Here is a 17101-nt window from a genome sequence, read left to right on the forward strand (position 1 = left end):
ACCGAGCGGACAATTCATTTGCTACAACACCGGACAGTTCTATTTGTTGCCAACAGGGGTCTTTGATCTTTTGGCCTGCTATCTCTTCTCGAAGCGCCTGTCGCAACCTACAGGGCATCGTAGTCGCCCTGCACGATCGGGGGCGGATGCAGGTGGGTACGGGGGAACACCACCCGAGCCAGGGTGCCTTTCCCTCCAGGTGCCGAATCGAGCGTAACGGCTGCGCGGTGCAACTCGGCGATCTCGCGCACGATCGGCAGCCCTAGGCCGGAGCCATCCACGCCGCTGCCGAGCACGCGAAAGAAGCGCTCGAAGACCCGCTCGCGGTCGCCCTCAGGAATCCCCGGGCCAGTATCTTCGACCTCCAGGATCGGCGAGCCGGCGAAGCGCGTGCGGGCCGTGACACTGCCTCCGGACGGCGTGTATTTGACCGCATTGTCGACCAGGTTCTTGACCAGCTCCCGCAGCAGGACGGTGTTTCCCTCAATGAACAGTTCCTGCTCGCCCGCCTCGACCCCCAGGTCGATGTGCTTGGCCTGCGCACGTGGGAAGAGATCGAGGGCGACCTCCCTCACCACGGCATCCAGGCTCACCCGTTCAACCGCATAGAGCTTCTCGAAGCTGGCCTCTGCACGCGCCAGCGACAGAAGCTGGTTGATCAGGTGCGCGGCGCGGTCCGTACTCTCGGCAATCCGGGCCAGCGACTCGCGCAACTGGTCGGGATCGGTTTCGTGCATCGCCAGGTCAGTCTGCATCTTTAGACCCGTCAGCGGGGTGCGCATCTGGTGGGCCGCGTCGGCGATGAAGCGTTGCTGCGCCTGCAGGTTCTCTTCCAGGCGGACCATCATGTCGTTGTAGGCAACGATCAACGGCCGCACCTCCTCGGGCACCGCTGACGGTTCGACCGGAGAGAGGTCCGTCGGCCGCCGTCGCCGGATCAGACTCTGCAGGCGGTTGAGCGGGGCAATGCCTCGGCTCAGACCCACCCACACCAGCACCACCGCAAGCGGGATGATGGCGAACTGCGGCAGCAGCACGCCAGTCACGACGCGCGAGGCCAGGTCGGTGCGCTTGTTCCGCGTCTCCGCCACCTGCACCACCACCAGTCGGTCGGAAACCTCAGGAGCCGGCCTCAGGAAACGGTAGGCAACCCGAACCTCTTCGCCATGAATGAGCTCGTCGCGCAGCAATACCTCCTCGCCGACGAGACTACGGGGCGTGGGCGCAGGCGGGATCTCGGCGTCGCCGGAGAGTGTGCGGCCCTCATCGTCGGCGACCTGGTAATACACCACGTCGTCCTGATCCGCCCGGAACAGCGCCCGTGGCGGCGCGGGGAAGCTCACCGCGACCTGCCCGCCATCGATCGACACGAATCGCGCCAGCGTGCGCACGCTGTCAGCGAGCGCGAGATCGTAGGGCTGGTTGGCGATATTGTCGGCAACGTTGTGCGTGACGATGATGGAAATCGGCCACAGGAACAGCAGCGGCGCGAGCATCCAGTCCAGGATCTCGCCAAACAGGGAGTTCGGCGGGCCGGACTTGCGCGGCGCAGCGCCGCCCTTGTCAGCCTTGGGCTTTCGCCGCAGGGGCAGCATCGGGGTTTTCCAGGCAGTACCCCAGACCGCGCACCGTCACGATGCGTACACCGCTGTCCTCGAGCTTCTTGCGCAGGCGATGCACATAGACCTCGATGGCGTTGCTGGAGACTTCCTCCCCCCAGCCACACAGGTGATCGACGAGCTGGTCCTTGCTCACCAAACGTCCCATGCGGAGAAGGAAGATCTCGAGCAGACCGATCTCGCGGGCGGACAACTCGATGAGCTGACCGCCGATCTTCACGACCCGATCGGCCTGATCGTAACTGAGCTGCCCCACCTCGACACAACGCGGCTGGCCCGTACCGCGCCGGGTCAGCGCCCGCACCCGCGCTTCCAGCTCAGGAAGCGCGAACGGCTTGGTCAGGTAGTCGTCTGCGCCGGCATCGAGCCCGCGCACACGGTCGTCCACCCCGTCCTGTGCGGTCAAGATCAGCACCGGCTGCGCGGACTTGCGCGCGCGCAGGCGCTTGAGCACGTCGATCCCGTTCATGCGTGGCATGCCAAGATCGAGAATGGCGAGATCGTAGGTCTGGCCCGCCAGCGCAGCGTCCGCCTCCATGCCATCCGCTACGTGATCAAGCGCGTAGCCACCGCGACGCAGCGCACGGCAGATGCCATCGGCGATCACGGGATCGTCTTCCGCCAACAGAATACGCATAGGACCTGAGCTGTAAGTTCGTTGTAAGCGGAGCTTCCGAGAATGAAGCCGCTGTTCTCCTTTTGCTCGGTCTTCGGGAACGTTGCCGTCAGCGCGGCGACGTTCCGGGGAGCGGCGCCGGACCGAATCCGCACGCTCCCCACCGACCTTTCTCCCTCGAACACGGCCAGATTATCCCACGCTTCGGCATGCTTCGCGCACCGAGGATCCGTAGCACTGTCGACTCGCAGCCCGGTAAACGAAGAACGGCCCCGCACTTCGCGGAGCCGTTCTTCGTTTACCGCGGCTTGCGCCCCGCCCCAAGAAGAAGGCGAGGCGCGGGCACATTACATGCCCATACCGCCCATGCCGCCCATACCACCCATGCCGCCCATATCGGGCATGCCGCCCATCGGCTTGTCTTCCGCCAGCTCGCCGACCATGCAGTCGGTGGTCAGCATCAGACCAGCGACGGACGCGGCGTTCTGCAGCGCGGTGCGGGTGACCTTGGTCGGATCCAGCACGCCCATCTCGACCATGTCGCCGTACTCGCCGGTAGCGGCGTTGAAACCGTAGTTGCCCGAACCCTCGACAACCTTGTTCACCACCACGCTCGGCTCGTCACCGGCGTTGGCGACGATCTCGCGCAGCGGCTGCTCCATGGCGCGCAGCACGATCTTGATGCCGGCATCCTGGTCGTGGTTGTCGCCCTTCAGCTCGCCCAGTGCAGCACGGGCACGCAGCAGCGCAACACCGCCGCCGGGGACGATGCCCTCTTCCACTGCAGCGCGGGTGGCGTGCAGGGCGTCTTCGACGCGGGCCTTCTTTTCCTTCATCTCGACTTCGGTGGCGGCACCGACCTTGATCACCGCAACACCGCCCGCCAGCTTGGCGACGCGCTCCTGCAGCTTCTCGCGGTCGTAGTCGGAGGTGGCTTCCTCGATCTGCACGCGGATCTGCTTGACGCGGGCTTCGATGCGCTCGGCCTGGCCGGCGCCATCGATGATGATGGTGTTTTCCTTGCCGATCTCGATGCGGGCAGCCTGGCCGAGGTCGTCCAGGGTGGCCTTCTCAAGGGTCAGGCCGACTTCTTCGGCGATGACCTGGCCGCCGGTCAGGATGGCGATGTCTTCCAGCATGGCCTTGCGACGGTCGCCGAAGCCCGGCGCCTTGACGGCGCAGGTCTTGAGGATGCCGCGGATGTTGTTCACCACCAGGGTGGCCAGGGCTTCGCCCTCGACGTCTTCGGCGATGATCAGCAGCGGACGGCCGGCCTTGGCGACCTGCTCGAGCACCGGCAGCAGGTCACGGATGTTGGAGATCTTCTTGTCGAACAGCAGGACGAAGGGCTGCTCGAGGATGGCAACCTGCTTGTCCGGGTTGTTGATGAAGTAGGGCGACAGGTAGCCGCGGTCGAACTGCATGCCCTCGACGACGTCGAGTTCGTTCTGCAGCGACTTGCCGTCTTCGACGGTGATCACACCTTCCTTGCCGACCTTGTCCATCGCCTTGGCGATGATGTCGCCGATGTCGCTGTCCGAGTTTGCGGAGATCGAGCCGACCTGGGCGATTTCCTTGTTGGTCGAGCAGGGCTTCGACAGCTTCTTCAGCTCGTCGATGGTGGCGATGACGGCCTTGTCGATGCCGCGCTTCAGGTCCATCGGGTTCATGCCGGCGGCAACGAACTTCATGCCTTCACGCACGATCGACTGGGCCAGCACGGTGGCGGTGGTGGTGCCGTCACCGGCGATGTCGGAGGTCTTGGAAGCAACTTCCTTGACCATCTGCGCGCCCATGTTCTCGAACTTGTCCTTCAGTTCGATTTCCTTGGCGACGGAGACGCCATCCTTGGTGACGGTGGGGGCGCCGAAGGAGCGCTCCAGCACCACGTTGCGGCCCTTCGGGCCCAGGGTGACCTTGACCGCGTTGGCCAGGATGTTGATGCCGGCGACCATGCGCTCGCGGGCGGAATCGCCAAACTTGACTTCTTTAGCTGCCATTCTTCAGAACTCCGGAAATATTTCGGTTAGCGTTTCTGGGATTCGGGGGAGGCTCAGGCCTCGACCACGCCCATGATGTCTTCCTCGCGCATCACGAGGAGCTCTTCGCCTTCGACCTTCACGGTCTGGCCGGCGTACTTGCCGAACAAGACCTTGTCGCCCACCTTGACGGCCATCGGACGCACCTTGCCGTCGTCCAGGATCTTGCCGTTGCCGACGGCCAGGACCTCACCCTGATCGGGCTTCTCGCCGGCGCTGTCCGGGATCACGATGCCGCTCGCGGTCTTGCGCTCGGCTTCCAGACGCTTGACGATCACGCGATCGTGCAGGGGACGAATCTTCATCGAGTTCTCTCCTTTCGGTTCGACTGTTTGGGTTGGTTCGCGGGACGAGCCCGCAGGACAAAATTCGCAGTGACGCGGATCGGCGCAGGAAGCGCCGCCCGACGCTTGTTAGCACTCACCGCTAACGAGTGCTAATAATAGGGACGGGGTCGGTGGATTTCAAGTCCGAGCCATGCAACTTTTTCTGCGCCGGTCCGGCACACCGGATGGAAGTTCGGCCAGCGCCGGGTTGGGTCGTTCCGCAGGGGCGGTTAAGATGACGCCGAGACGCCCGAATGCGCGAGGCCCCGTCATGCCCAAGCTCGCCCCGCTTGCTGCTGCACAGCTGCATACCGCCTGCGACCCGGAAGCCCTCGGCTTCCAGCGCTCCGACGAACTCCCCGAACTGGACGCCGCAGACCTGCATGGCCGCGCGGTGGACGCAATCCACCTGGGACTCGACATTGCCGGAGAGGGTTTCAATCTGTTCGTGCTCGGCGACGCCGGAAGCGGCCGCCAAGAGATCGTCGCACGCCTGCTCGACGAAAGGCGGCAAGAGGGGCCACCGCCGGGCGACTGGTGCTATGTGTGGAACTTCGAGCACGCCTCGCGACCACGCCTGCTGCGCCTGCCCTGCGGTCGCGGCCCTGCCTTCCGCGACGACATGCAGCACTTCGTAGAGGAGCTGATCCCAGCGATCGCCGCGGTGTTCGAAGGCGACGAGTACCGCGAGCGCATCGAAGCCCTGCAGGACGAAGCAAAACAGCGCGAGGAAACCGCGCTGCGCCAGCTTGGTGACGAAGCCCAGCAACTGGGCATCGCCCTGCTGCGCACCCCGCACGGCTTCGCCTTCCTGCCTATGAAGGACACCGAGAACACGCTCACGCAAGAGGAGTTCGAGAAGCTACCCGAGGACCGCCAGCATGCTCTGGGCGAACACATCAAGGCCCTTCGCGAACGCATGCACCGTCTGGTCGCTGAGTTCCCACGCTGGCGGCGCGAGCTGCAGAATCGCATCCGCGATGCCGGCCGTGACGCACTCGGCGCGACCGTCACCCACATGATCGAGGAGCTCAAGCCACGGTACGCCGATCTGCCCGAGTTGTGCGAGCACCTGGACGAGGTGCTCAAGGACATCATCGCCAGCGGCGAATCGCTACACACCTCACCGCGCAGCGATGAGGACACGGAGACGCTGACCTTTTCGGGCAGCATTTCCGTGCAGCGCTACCTGGTGAATGTGCTGGTGGCCAACCCCGCCGACGGGGCCCTGCCCGTGGTGTACGAGGACCACCCGACCCTGCAGAACCTGGTCGGCCGCATCGACCACCTGGTGCACATGGGTACACTGGTGAGCAATTTCACGCTGATTCGCGCCGGCGCCCTGCACCGCGCAAACGGCGGCTTCCTGGTGCTGGATGCAATGAAGCTGCTCGCCCAGCCCTTTGCATGGGAAGGCCTCAAGCGCGCACTGAAGTCCGGCCGGCTGCGCATCGAGTCTCTGTCAGAACTGATTGGCGTCGCCGGTTCGGTGCAACTCGAACCCGAACCGATGCCGCTCGAACTCAAACTGATCCTGATCGGCGAACGGGTGATCTACTACCTGCTCGGCCAGTACGATCCGGAGTTCCCGGCACTGTTCCGCATCAACGCGGACATGGAGAGCGAGATCGTGCGCAGCGCGGACAACACCGCGGCCTACGCACGCCTGATCGCCGCCCTCGCCCGCCGCGCCGCACTGCCTCCGCTCTCGGCGCCCGCGATGGCGCGCCTGATCGATCAAGCGGCGCGGATCGCCGGCGATGCCGAGCGCCTGAGCACGCATACCCAACCGATCGACGACCGCCTGCGCGAGGCAGCGCACTTTGCCACCGCGAGCGGCGCCGACCGCATCGAGCGCGACCACGTGGAGGCTGCACTTGAGGCCCATCGGCGGCGCCACGAACGCATCCGCTTGCGCCACCAGCAGGAGATCCTGCGCGGGCAGTGGCTAGTGGACACCGACGGCAGCCATGTCGGACAAGTCAACGGGCTGGCCGTGGTGCCCCTCGGCGAGGACAGCTTCGCCCATCCGGTCCGCATCACCGCCACCGTGCGCGTGGGCGAAGGCGAGATCATCGACATTGAGCGCGAGGTGAAACTCGGCGGACCGATCCATTCCAAGGGCGTGCTGATCCTGTCCTCCTTCATGGCTGCGCGTTTCGGCTGGACGATGCCGCTCTCGCTCAAGGCCAGCCTGGTGTTCGAGCAGTCCTACGGCGGCGTCGAGGGAGACAGCGCCTCGCTCGCCGAGCTCACGGCCCTGCTGTCGGCGCTCTCGGGCGTAGCCGTCCGGCAGGCGCTGGCCGTCACCGGCTCGGTCAACCAGTTCGGCGTGGTGCAGCCGGTCGGCGGCATCAACGAGAAGATCGAAGGCTTCTTCGACATCTGCGTAGCGCGCGGCCTGAGCGGTGCGCAGGGCGTGCTCATCCCGCGCGCCAACGTGTGCCACCTGATGTTGCGCGCGGATGTGGTTGAGGCCGTGCGCAGCCGCCGCTTCAGTGTGTGGGCGGTCGCCGACGTCGATGAGGCCCTGGAGTTGCTCACCGGCGTCCCTGCGGGGAAGCCGGATGCGGACGGCGCGATGCCAGTGGGTTCGCTCAACGCAAAGGTGCTTGAGGGGCTGAAGAAGCTCGCCGACCTGCGCGCGCTGGCGGGGCGACTGGACCGGCCGTAGAGTTGAGCCGTCCACAGCTCAGAAAGCGATCGCCACCCCGAAGTGGAGGCGCAGGCGGCGTTCCTGATGGCCCCAGGCAAGATCGATCGCGAGCGGGCCGGCTGGGCTGCGCCAGCGTGCGCCAAGTCCGTAGCCCACGCGCAGGTCGATGTCTTCGCGCGTGTCGGCTGCGTCCCCTGCATCCACAAACACTGCGGCACCCCACTGGGGCTGGAACCAGCGCACGTATTCTGCGCTGGCGGTGGCGAGGTAGCGCCCGCCTACCGTGGCGCTGCCTTCCCTGACGCCCAGGCTCTGGTAGTCGTAGCCGCGCACCGATTGCGCACCCCCGGTGCGGAAAAGGAAATCCTGTGGAATCCCTTCGCGGCTGTCGGCAAGGGTCACCCCCGCCTCGCCACGCAGGATGAACACATCGGTGCCTCGCACGGGCTGGTAGCGCACAAAGCGCGAATACAGCCGCAGAAAGTCCTGCTCGGCGAGGGCGATCTCAGGCGCACCACCGACCTGGAACTCGAGCAGATAACCATCGGTGGGGTCGAGCAGATCGTTCACCGCACGCTTGATCCACGTCCAGTTTGCGGTGAGCGTGTTGCTGCTGCGCGCGTCTGCGCCCGCGGGCTGGATCTTCTCGTGCTGCAGCCGCAGTGCGAGCTGGGTCTCGGTGTCACCACGCTGGCTCGCGCGGGTCGCACCGAGGATCTGGGTGTCGACCTTCAGGCCCTCGAGATCGCTGCGTTGGATGAGCGCGCCAACGCTGTCGCGATGCTCCCCACGCGGCGGCAGGAAGATGTCGGCATACAGCGACTGTCGGTACTGCTCGTAGCGCAGGCCGGTGGAAAACTCCCAGCCACGCTGGCGCAGGTTGGAATCGCGATAATTGAACTCCACCCGTGCGCCGGTGTTGGTCGAGTAGCCCACGCCCATGCCCGCATAGCGCGGCAGAGCCTCCGTCACCTGCACCCGCACCGGAACCGCGGCCGCAAGCGCGGGATCACGCTCGATATCGACGATCACCGAGCCGAAGTGCGGCGTGTTCTGCAATCCCGTCTGAAATGCGAGCAAGGCCTCGCGGTCGTAGGGCGCGCCGCGCTCGAGCTGGCTGTAGCGCGCCACGAGGTCCTCGGGCAGATGTTCGATGCCCTGCACGTCGAGCTCGCCAAGGTAGAAGCTGGGGCCACTGTCGATACGCACGCGCAGCCAAGCCTGAGCGGTCTTGGGATCGATCTCCGCGCGGCTCTCCGCGATGCGCGCGGCGGCATAGCGTCGGGCGTTGATGGCGTCGAGAAGTCCCTGCTTGGCGGCGTCCCACGTCGTCTGGCGGAAGGCTTGCCCGACCGGCAACTGCCAGCGCGCACGCAATTCCTCCAGGTAGGCTGCGGCCCCTTCGCCGCCTGCAGCCCCTTCCACGCCCGCAACCACCTCACCTTCGAAGACGAGCTCCACGCCGGCCACCACGGTCCGCTCGCCGGGCTCGACCTGCAGCACCCAGCGCCGGTCATCACTGCGGTCGAATCGAATGCGCGGGGAAAAATACCCCTCGGTCGCGAGCAGATCCGCCACTTCGCGCCGGGTACGCCGGGTCATCGCAGCACGATCGGCGCTCTCCTCGGGCAGCACGAGCGGCGAGCGCTTGAGCAGCCGCACGTGCTCGGACAGCAGGCCACGCACCGAATCCGGCGTATCGAGACTGACCTCCAGCGTGGGCTGCGCTTCACCCCCATCCTGCGCGGACGCAGGAGACGCCAGAAGGATCGCCGCCAAGCCACAGGCCGCGATGCAGCGGTGCATATCGCGCGCCCTGCTTCCCGCCACGGGGGTCAGCCGCCCTGGTGGTAGGCGGTCACACGCTCGACTTCGTTCTTCGAGCCCAGAATCACCGGGACACGCTGGTGCAGGTGGGTGGGCTTCAGGTCGAGGATGCGCGCACGCCCGGTGGTGGCTGCACCGCCCGCCTGCTCGATGAGCATCGCCATCGGGTTGGCCTCGTACATCAGGCGCAGCTTGCCGCCCTTGGCGCGGCACTTCTCGTCCATCGGATACATGAAGACGCCGCCACGGGTGAGGATGCGATGCACATCCGCGACCATCGAGGCCACCCAGCGCATGTTGTAGTCCTTCCCAAGCGGCCCCTCCTTGCCGAGGGTCATCTCGTCGACGTAGCGCTTGACCGGCGCCTCCCAGTGGCGGGAATTCGATGCGTTGATGGCGAACTCGTGCGTATCGGGCGGGACCGTCATGTAGGGCTGAGTGTAAATGAAGCTGCCCATCTCGCGATCGAGGGTGAAACCATGCACCCCCTTGCCTACGGTGAGCACCAGCATCGTCGATGGACCATATACCGCATAGCCTGCGGCCACCTGCTCATCGCCAGGCTGAAGGAAGTCCTCCTCGGTCGGCTCTGTGTGGTCGGGCGGGTTGCGCAGCACGGAGAAGATCGTGCCAACGGAGATGTTCACGTCGATGTTGGAGGACCCGTCGAGCGGATCGAACAGCAGCAGATAACCGCCCTTGGGGTAGTCGAACGGGATCTGATGCACGGTCTCGACCTCCTCCGAGGCCATTGCAGCCAGGTGGCCGCCCCATTCGTTCGCCTGCAGCAGGATCTCGTTGGCGATCACGTCGAGCTTCTTCTGCGCCTCGCCCTGCACGTTGTCGGTGCCGGCCTCGCCGAGAACACCCGCGAGCGCACCCTTGGAAACGTTGACGCTGATCGCCTTCACCGCGCGCGCGACCACCTCGATCAGGAGACGCAGCTCGGGGTTGATGCGGCCGGCGCGCTGCTGTTCGATCAGAAACTGGGTAAGGGTCACTCGACGCATGAAAGGGCTCCACAAGACACTTAACGGACAGCCTGCGATTATCCCGGTTCCGCACCGCAAGCGCACGGATTAACGCGTCCCCGGAACGGCGCGGCACGGGCAGGTCAGCAGGCAAGGGGGTATCATCCGGGGCAAGTTCATTGCGCAGCACTTCAAATGCACGTCCTGGTTCTCGGCGCCGGCCTGTCCGGTGTCACGACCGCTTGGTACCTGAGCCAGGCGGGGTTTCGCGTGAGCCTGGTCGACCGGCAGGCCGAAGCGGCCTGCGAGACAAGCTTTGCCAACGGCGGACAGATCTCGATCAGCCACCCGGAGCCTTGGGCCAACCCCTCTGCGCCTGGGCTGATCCTGCGATGGCTGGGGCGCGACGAAGCGCCGCTGAAGTTCCGTCCGAGCGGAGATCCCGCACAGTGGCGCTGGGGCGCGCGCTTCCTGTTCGAGTGCCTTCCTGCGCGCGCACGACGCAACACCGCGGCGATCGCAGCACTGGCCGTGTGGAGCGGTATGCAGTTGCGCGCGCTCCGTACGCAGCTCGGCCTCGAGTACGATCAGCTCGAACGCGGCATCCTGCATCTGTTCCATGATCGGGCGGAGTTCGCCCGTGCAAGCGCCCGCGCCGAGGCGCTGCGTGCATTCGGGATCGAGGCCCGCCCCTGTTCTCGCGATCAATGTCTCGCACTGGAGCCGGCGCTCGCTCCACACGCGCACAGGCTCGCCGGCGGGCTGTTCGCGCCTGGCGACGAATCCGGCGACGCGCGCCGTTTCACACGCGCGCTGGCAGCCGAAGTGAGCCGCACAGGCGCAGCGCTGCACTGGAACAAGGAGGTCACCGCACTGCACGCGAACCCCGACGGCAGCATCGGGGGCGTTGACGTGCGCGACACGGCCGGCCGCACCGCCAGACTGGAGGCGGACGCGTATGTGCTCTGCCTGGGCAGCTACGGACCGCGACTCCTCGCCCCGCTCGGGCTGTCGCTTCCGATCTACCCGGTCAAGGGCTACTCGGTGACGATTCCGATCGTGAAGCCGGAGCACGCGCCCAAGGTCAGCCTGACGGATGAATCGCGCCGCATCGTATGCTCACGCTTGGGCCAGCACCTCCGCGTGGCGGGGACGGCAGAGCTGAACGGCTTCGATACTCGCATCCGCCCGGAGCGGGTCGCGCCCATCCTCGCTTGGGCAAGCACGCATTTTCCGGAGGCGCTTGATCTGGCCGGCGCGGAAAGCTGGGCCGGACTGCGCCCGGCGACGCCCGGCAACCTCCCGCTCATCGGACGCAGCGCACGCCAGAAGCTGTGGCTGAACACCGGACACGGCACGCTCGGCTGGACGCTTGCCTGCGGCTCCGCAGCCGCTCTCGCGCAGTTGATGCAGGGCAGCGTACCCCCGGTGGCCTTCCCGTTCCTGCGGACAGGCTGATCCGCGCGCAGCTGGCAGGCTTCAGGCGACAGCGCCCTCGGCCGGCGCATCCTCGGCGGAGAGCGCGGCGCATGCACAGCCGGCCCCACGTGTCTCGCCATCCGCCAGCGGACGCAGTGCGCAGGTGTCGACGTCGAAACCGATGCTGTCGAGATGGAACGCCAGTGCGGCGTCCATGCCGTTGACGTGGTTCTCGAACCACGCTGGCAGTTCCTCGATGAGCCTGCGTGCGAAGAAGAGATCACCGGCAGCAACGCGCTTGCGGATGTCCAGCATCACCGCAAGTACCCGGTCGTGTTCTGCACGATGGCAACCGGGGAAGTCCACGGCCTGCATCCACGCGTTTTCCAGATCGAAATGCCCCTTCGCATGTTCGATCAGGCGATCGAAGGCGGACAGGAAATTTTCCGGCGCTGCGTTCGCGACCGTGTTGTAACACTCGACGAACTCGCGGTGGGTTTCGTCCATCGGAGCGAGGTTGTTGGAGAGCGATTCGCTCCAGGTCATGCTGGGCATGGTCGATCCTTACTTCACGAGCTTCAGATGGCTTCCGCGGCGCGCGGGTGGCGGGACGTGGCCTTCGTCCTCCTCCGCGCTGCCCTCACGATCGTTCTTGCTTCGGTCAGCACCCGCCTCGTCTTCCAGGCGCCCGGCCTGCAGGGCCGCGGTGACCTCAGCCATGTCCTCGGGAACGGCCTGCGCCTCAGGCTGCGTCTCATCTTCCGGCAGATCCGGCTCGAAGGCCATGCCTTGGCCGTTCTCGCGCGCGTAGATCGCGATGACGTTGCCGACCGGAACCACGATCGAATGTGCCACCCCACCGAAGCGCGCCTGGAAGCTCACATACTCGTTGTCCATCTGGAGCTGGCCAGTCGCATCGGGCGACAGGTTCAAGACGATCTGGCCATCGCGTGCGTAGCCGGGCGGCACCCGCGTGCCGGCGTCCACCAGGCAGGCGAGGTAGGGCGTGAAGCCCTGATCCACGCACCACTCCCAGATGGCCCGCAGGAGGTAGGGCTTGGTCGAAACGGTTCTATCGTTGCTCATCGGCTCTCCGGCAGCCATCGGCCGGCGAGCGGCGATGGCTGGATCTGGGGATTGGCGCTCAGCGGCGCATGACCTTTTCAGACGGGGTCAGCGCATCGATGAACCCCTGGCGGCTGAAGATGCGCTCGGCGTACTTCATCAGCGGCGCGGCTGCCTTCGGCAGCTCGATGCCGTAGTGCTCGAGGCGCCACAGCAGCGGCGCGATCGCAACGTCCAGCATCGAGAACTCGTCGCCAAGCATGTACTTCTGCTTGGTGAAGACCGGCGCGAGTTGGGTGAGATGATCGCGGACGTGGGCACGCACCTGGTCGACACCCTTCTGCGCGGCCTCGAGCGCATCGAGGTGGGTAAACAGTTCCTGCTCGAAGGTGTGCAGCAACTGTCGTGCGCGAGCGCGCATGATCGGATCGGGCGGCATCAGTTGGGGATGCGGAAACCGTTCATCGATGTACTCGTTGATGATGTTGGACTCGTACAGCACGAGGTCGCGATCAACGAGGACCGGTACGCGGTTGTAGGGGTTGATGACGGCGATGTCTTCGGGCTTGTTGTAGAGATCAACATCGATGATCTCGAAATCCATGCCTTTCTCATACAGCACGATCCGGCAACGATGGCTGAAGGGATCGGTCGTGCCGGAATAAAGGTTCATCATGGTGTTGCGACTCCGGATTTCAAATGCAAAAGCGCACCACGCGGCTTCGCGTGGTGCGTCTGGGTCAGGATCTGGCTAAACGGCCTGCGGGGCCGTTACGGCTCTGATCAATGAATGTCCTTCCAGTAGTTCTTCTTCAGCGCGTAGGTCAGGAAGAACATACCCACCAGGAAGATCAGCACGAAGGTGCCGATCATCTTGCGCTTCTCGGCGACCGGCTCACCCATCCAGACCAGGAAGGAGACAAGGTCTGCAACGGCCTTGTCGTACTCCTCGACCGACAGCTTGCCGGGCTTGGCCAGCGACAGCTCGAAGTGCTTGGTGCCGTCAGGGTTCTGGGTGACCTTGGCCACCTGTTCACCCTGCAGTTCCCAGAACACGTGCGGCATGCCGACGTTCTCAAAAACCACGTTGTTCCAGCCGCTGGGGCGCTCTGCGTCGCGGTAGAACTGGCGCAGGTAAGTGTAGAGCCAATCTGCACCACTCCCATCGCCCGAAGCACGCTGACGCGCGATCAGGGTCAGGTCGGGGGGCGTGGCGCCAAACCAGACCTTCGACTCCTTCGGACGCATGGCGACCGTCATCAGGTCTCCGACGCGCTCGCCGACAAACATCAGGTTGTCGCGGATCTCGTCTTCCGAAAGGCCGATGTTGGTCAGCTGGTTGTAGCGCATGAAGCTGGCGCTGTGACAGTTCAAACAGTAGTTCACGAACAGCTTCGCGCCATGCTGCAGCGCAGCCGGGTCAGTGCTTACGGGTGCCTTGTCCAGGTTGACCGAGGCGCCCGCCGCCAGCGCCACCGCCGGGGCGAACAGCAGCACCGCCGCCGCCCGCTTGATGAGGTTGATCACGCGCATTTTCATTTGGAAGTCACCCTTTCCGGTTCGGGTTTGCACTTGTCGAGCTTGCTGTACCACGGCATCAGCAGGAAGAACGCGAAATACAGCACCGAGCAGATCTGCGAAACCAGGGTACGGCCCGGAGTCGGCGCCAGCACGCCGAGGTAGCCGAGGATGAAGAAGGCCACCAGGAAGATCGCCAGGGCGATCTTGAAGATCGGCCCCTTGTAGCGGATCGACTTCACCGGGCTGCGGTCGAGCCAAGGCAGGAAGGCAATGATCACGACCGACGCGCCCATGGCCACCACACCCCAGAATTTCGCATCGAGACCGAACAGCGGGTAAGTGACCGCACGCAGGATCGAATAGAAGGGGGTGAAGTACCAGACCGGCGCGATGTGCGGCGGGGTCTTCAGCGGATCGGCCGGGATGAAGTTGTTGTACTCGAGGAAGTAGCCGCCACCCTCGGGCATGAAGAACACGACCGCGCTGAAGAAGAACAGGAAGACCACCACGCCGACGATGTCCTTCACCGTGTAATACGGATGGAAGGGGATGCCGTCGAGCGGTACGCCGCGCGAGTCCTTCTTCTTCTTGATCTCGACGCCGTCGGGGTTGTTGGAGCCGACTTCGTGCAGCGCCACGATGTGCGCCAGCACCAGACCGATCAGCACCAGCGGCACCGCGATAACGTGGAAGGAGAAGAAGCGGTTCAGGGTGGCGTCGCTGATCACGAAGTCACCACGGATCACGAGCGAGAGATCCGGTCCGATGATCGGGATTGCGGAGAACAGGTTCACGATCACCTGCGCGCCCCAGTACGACATCTGCCCCCACGGCAGCAGATAGCCCATGAAGGCCTCGGCCATCAGCGCCAGGAAGATCAGCGTACCGAAGATCCAGATCAGCTCGCGCGGCTTGCGGTACGAGCCGTAGAGCAAGCCGCGGAACATGTGCAGGTACACGACGATGAAGAATGCCGAGGCGCCGGTCGAGTGCAGGTAGCGGATGAGCCAGCCCCCGGGCACCTCGCGCATGATGTACTCGACGCTGGCAAAGGCCACCGGCACGCCCGAGGCGTTGAGGGAGGCGTCCGGCTTGTAGTGCATCACCAGGAAGATGCCGGTAACGATCTGGATCACCAGCACCATCAGGGCCAGCGAGCCGAAGAAGTACCAGAAGTTGAAGTTCTTCGGTGCGTAGTATTCGGACAGATGCGCCTTCCAGGTGGACGTGAGCGGGAAACGCTCATCGATCCAGTTGAGAACGGCTTGGGATTTGGTAGTCATCGCTTATGCCTTCCCGTCTTCGCCAACAAGAATCTTGGTGTCCGCCAGGTACTGGTGCGGCGGAACCTCCAGGTTGGTCGGCGCAGGCATGCTCTTGTACACGCGGCCGGCCAGATCGAAGAGCGAACCGTGGCAGGGGCACAGGAAACCGCCGGGCCAATCCGCACCCATGCCGCTCTCGGCCCCTTCCTTGAACTTGTCGGTCGGCGAACAGCCCAGATGGGTGCAGATACCGACGGCAACCAGGTACTCGGGATTGATCGAGCGATGTTTGTTGGCGGCGTAGTCGGGCTGCTGCGGCTCTTCCGACATCGGGTCGGTGACCTTCTCGTCCGTCTTGTCGAGCGACGCCAGCATCTCGGGCGTGCGGCGGAGGATCCACACGGGTTTGCCGCGCCACTCCACAGTCATCATCTCGCCCGGAGCAAGCTTGCTCACATCGACTTCGACCGGCGCACCGGCCGCCTTGGCGCGCTCGGACGGCGTCAGGCTGGCAACAAACGGCACCGCGGTCGCCACTGCGGCAGCGCCGCCAGCGGCGGACGTTGCCAACAGCAGTGTGCGGCGGCTGCTGTCCATCTTTTGATCAACGCTCATGACCCTCTTCCCAAAAATGGAAAACGAAAGACCTGGATACAAAATAACCGTCTAATTATATCCAAGACGCTGCAGCATAGAAAGCACATCGCTCTGTTCGCCTGATGGAACAAGGCTTTCCGGGCAAAACACGACAAGGATCATGCAATTGCGACGCATTCTCTGCTGCGTTGCAACAAAGACATTCAGAGTGCGCGCCGCTCGAACAGCGCCTGCGCAATGGTTCCGCCGTCAGTGTGCTCCAGTTCGCCGCCCACCGGAACACCTCTGGACAGGCGAGTGACACGCACGCCACGGGCACCGAGCAGGGTCGCGACCGTGTGCGCCGTCGCCTCGCCCTCGTTGGTGAAATTGGTGGCCAGGATCACCTCGCGCACACCCTCCTCGGTGGCGCGCGCGATCAGCTTGTCCAGTCGCAGTTCGCGTGGCCCCACGCCATCGAGCGGCGACAGGCGCCCCATGAGGACGTAGTAGAGGCCGTTGTAGGCCTGCGTCTGTTCGATCACGGCGAGATCCGCCGGCATCTCCACCACGCACAACAGCGAAGCGTCACGGCGCGGATTGGCGCAGCGCTGGCAGATCGATGCCTCGGTGAAGGTATTGCAGCGCTCGCAATGGCGCAGCACCTCCAGCGCATGTGCGAGCGCGTGCCCCAGCCGCGCAGCGCCACGCTGGTCGCGCTGGAGCAGGTGGTACGCCATGCGCTGGGCGGACTTCGGCCCAACCCCAGGCAGGCAGCGCAGCGCCTCGATCAGTTCGTCGAGGCTGGAAGGTGCCATCGGCGCAGCAAGCTCAGAACGGCAGCTTCATGCCCGGGGGCAGGTTCAGACCCGCGGTCACGCTGGCCATCTTTTCCTGCGTGGCGGTCTCGACCTTGCGCACGGCATCATTCAGCGCTGCGGCAACGAGGTCCTCCAGCATCTCCTTGTCGTCCATGACCGACGCGTCGATGGAGACGCGACGCACGTCGTACTTGCAGGTCATCTGCACCTTGACCATGCCTGCGCCGGACTGCCCCTCGACCTCGATCGAGGCGAGCTGATCCTGCATCTTCTTCATGTTGTCCTGCATCTGCTGGGCCTGCTTCATCAGGCCGGCGATTCCGCCTTTCATCATGTCGTCTTCTCCAGTAGGTCGATTGAACGTGGTGCGGGCGCTACGA

Annotated in this window: 16 protein-coding genes; 2 read left to right on the plus strand and 14 right to left on the minus strand. The window is 64.8% G+C overall.

Annotation, left to right across the window (positions count from 1 at the left end):
- Nucleotides 1-107: 107 nt before the first annotated feature.
- The 4 genes from ACUH78_RS13745 to groES all read right to left on the minus strand — a co-directional run bounded on the left by ACUH78_RS13745 (nt 108) and on the right by groES (nt 4579).
- Nucleotides 108-1595, minus strand: a complete 1488-nt coding sequence (locus tag ACUH78_RS13745) for a sensor histidine kinase (protein ID WP_418364876.1) — start codon at nt 1593-1595, stop codon at nt 108-110.
- Nucleotides 1564-2256, minus strand: a complete 693-nt coding sequence (locus tag ACUH78_RS13750) for a response regulator transcription factor (RefSeq protein ID WP_418364875.1) — start codon at nt 2254-2256, stop codon at nt 1564-1566. Before ACUH78_RS13750 ends, ACUH78_RS13745 begins: the two co-directional genes overlap by 32 nt.
- A gap of 326 nt (nt 2257-2582) precedes the next feature.
- Nucleotides 2583-4235, minus strand: coding sequence for a chaperonin GroEL (gene groL / locus ACUH78_RS13755; protein WP_418364874.1), 1653 nt, complete (start codon nt 4233-4235; stop codon nt 2583-2585).
- Between the two features lie 53 nt (nt 4236-4288).
- Nucleotides 4289-4579, minus strand: a complete 291-nt coding sequence (gene groES / locus ACUH78_RS13760; RefSeq protein WP_002926786.1) for a co-chaperone GroES — start codon at nt 4577-4579, stop codon at nt 4289-4291.
- 292 nt (nt 4580-4871) lie between these two features.
- Here groES and ACUH78_RS13765 point away from each other — a divergent pair, with 292 nt between their 5' ends.
- On the plus strand, nt 4872-7274 hold the full coding sequence (locus ACUH78_RS13765) for a Lon protease family protein (protein ID WP_445333763.1): 2403 nt from the start codon (nt 4872-4874) through the stop codon (nt 7272-7274).
- Between the two features lie 18 nt (nt 7275-7292).
- Here the strand turns inward: ACUH78_RS13765 and ACUH78_RS13770 are convergent, their stop codons facing one another.
- Complete coding sequence (locus ACUH78_RS13770; protein ID WP_445333762.1) at nt 7293-9062, minus strand: autotransporter assembly complex protein TamA; 1770 nt, start codon at nt 9060-9062, stop codon at nt 7293-7295.
- 29 nt (nt 9063-9091) lie between these two features.
- Nucleotides 9092-10093: a class 1 fructose-bisphosphatase gene (locus ACUH78_RS13775; protein ID WP_418364871.1), complete on the minus strand. Its 1002-nt coding sequence runs from the start codon at nt 10091-10093 to the stop codon at nt 9092-9094.
- 156 nt (nt 10094-10249) lie between these two features.
- Between ACUH78_RS13775 and ACUH78_RS13780 the strand changes: the two genes are divergently transcribed.
- On the plus strand, nt 10250-11512 hold the full coding sequence (locus tag ACUH78_RS13780; protein WP_418364870.1) for a D-amino acid dehydrogenase: 1263 nt from the start codon (nt 10250-10252) through the stop codon (nt 11510-11512).
- Nucleotides 11513-11533: 21 nt separating this feature from the next.
- On the opposite strand, the gene ACUH78_RS13785 is transcribed toward ACUH78_RS13780, so the two are convergent.
- The 8 genes from ACUH78_RS13785 to ACUH78_RS13820 all read right to left on the minus strand — a co-directional run bounded on the left by ACUH78_RS13785 (nt 11534) and on the right by ACUH78_RS13820 (nt 17055).
- A complete protein-coding gene (locus ACUH78_RS13785; RefSeq protein ID WP_445333761.1) occupies nt 11534-12028 on the minus strand; it encodes a hemerythrin domain-containing protein in 495 nt (164 codons plus the stop codon).
- 9 nt (nt 12029-12037) lie between these two features.
- Nucleotides 12038-12559: a ClpXP protease specificity-enhancing factor gene (locus ACUH78_RS13790; protein WP_418364868.1), complete on the minus strand. Its 522-nt coding sequence runs from the start codon at nt 12557-12559 to the stop codon at nt 12038-12040.
- A 58-nt stretch (nt 12560-12617) separates the two neighbouring features.
- On the minus strand, nt 12618-13214 hold the full coding sequence (locus ACUH78_RS13795) for a glutathione S-transferase N-terminal domain-containing protein (protein WP_418364867.1): 597 nt from the start codon (nt 13212-13214) through the stop codon (nt 12618-12620).
- Nucleotides 13215-13321: 107 nt separating this feature from the next.
- A complete protein-coding gene (locus tag ACUH78_RS13800; protein WP_418364866.1) occupies nt 13322-14077 on the minus strand; it encodes a cytochrome c1 in 756 nt (251 codons plus the stop codon).
- The gene (locus ACUH78_RS13805; protein ID WP_418364865.1) at nt 14074-15342 is read right to left on the minus strand and encodes a cytochrome b; all 1269 of its coding nucleotides are present in this window, start codon (nt 15340-15342) and stop codon (nt 14074-14076) included. Before ACUH78_RS13805 ends, ACUH78_RS13800 begins: the two co-directional genes overlap by 4 nt.
- Nucleotides 15343-15345: 3 nt before the next feature.
- Complete coding sequence (petA, locus tag ACUH78_RS13810; protein WP_418364864.1) at nt 15346-15939, minus strand: ubiquinol-cytochrome c reductase iron-sulfur subunit; 594 nt, start codon at nt 15937-15939, stop codon at nt 15346-15348.
- A 185-nt stretch (nt 15940-16124) separates the two neighbouring features.
- On the minus strand, nt 16125-16718 hold the full coding sequence (gene recR, locus ACUH78_RS13815; RefSeq protein WP_418364863.1) for a recombination mediator RecR: 594 nt from the start codon (nt 16716-16718) through the stop codon (nt 16125-16127).
- Nucleotides 16719-16731: 13 nt separating this feature from the next.
- On the minus strand, nt 16732-17055 hold the full coding sequence (locus ACUH78_RS13820; protein WP_435749715.1) for a YbaB/EbfC family nucleoid-associated protein: 324 nt from the start codon (nt 17053-17055) through the stop codon (nt 16732-16734).
- Nucleotides 17056-17101 lie beyond the last annotated feature (46 nt).

The organism is Thauera sp. ZXT1-4 (genome assembly GCF_052598215.2).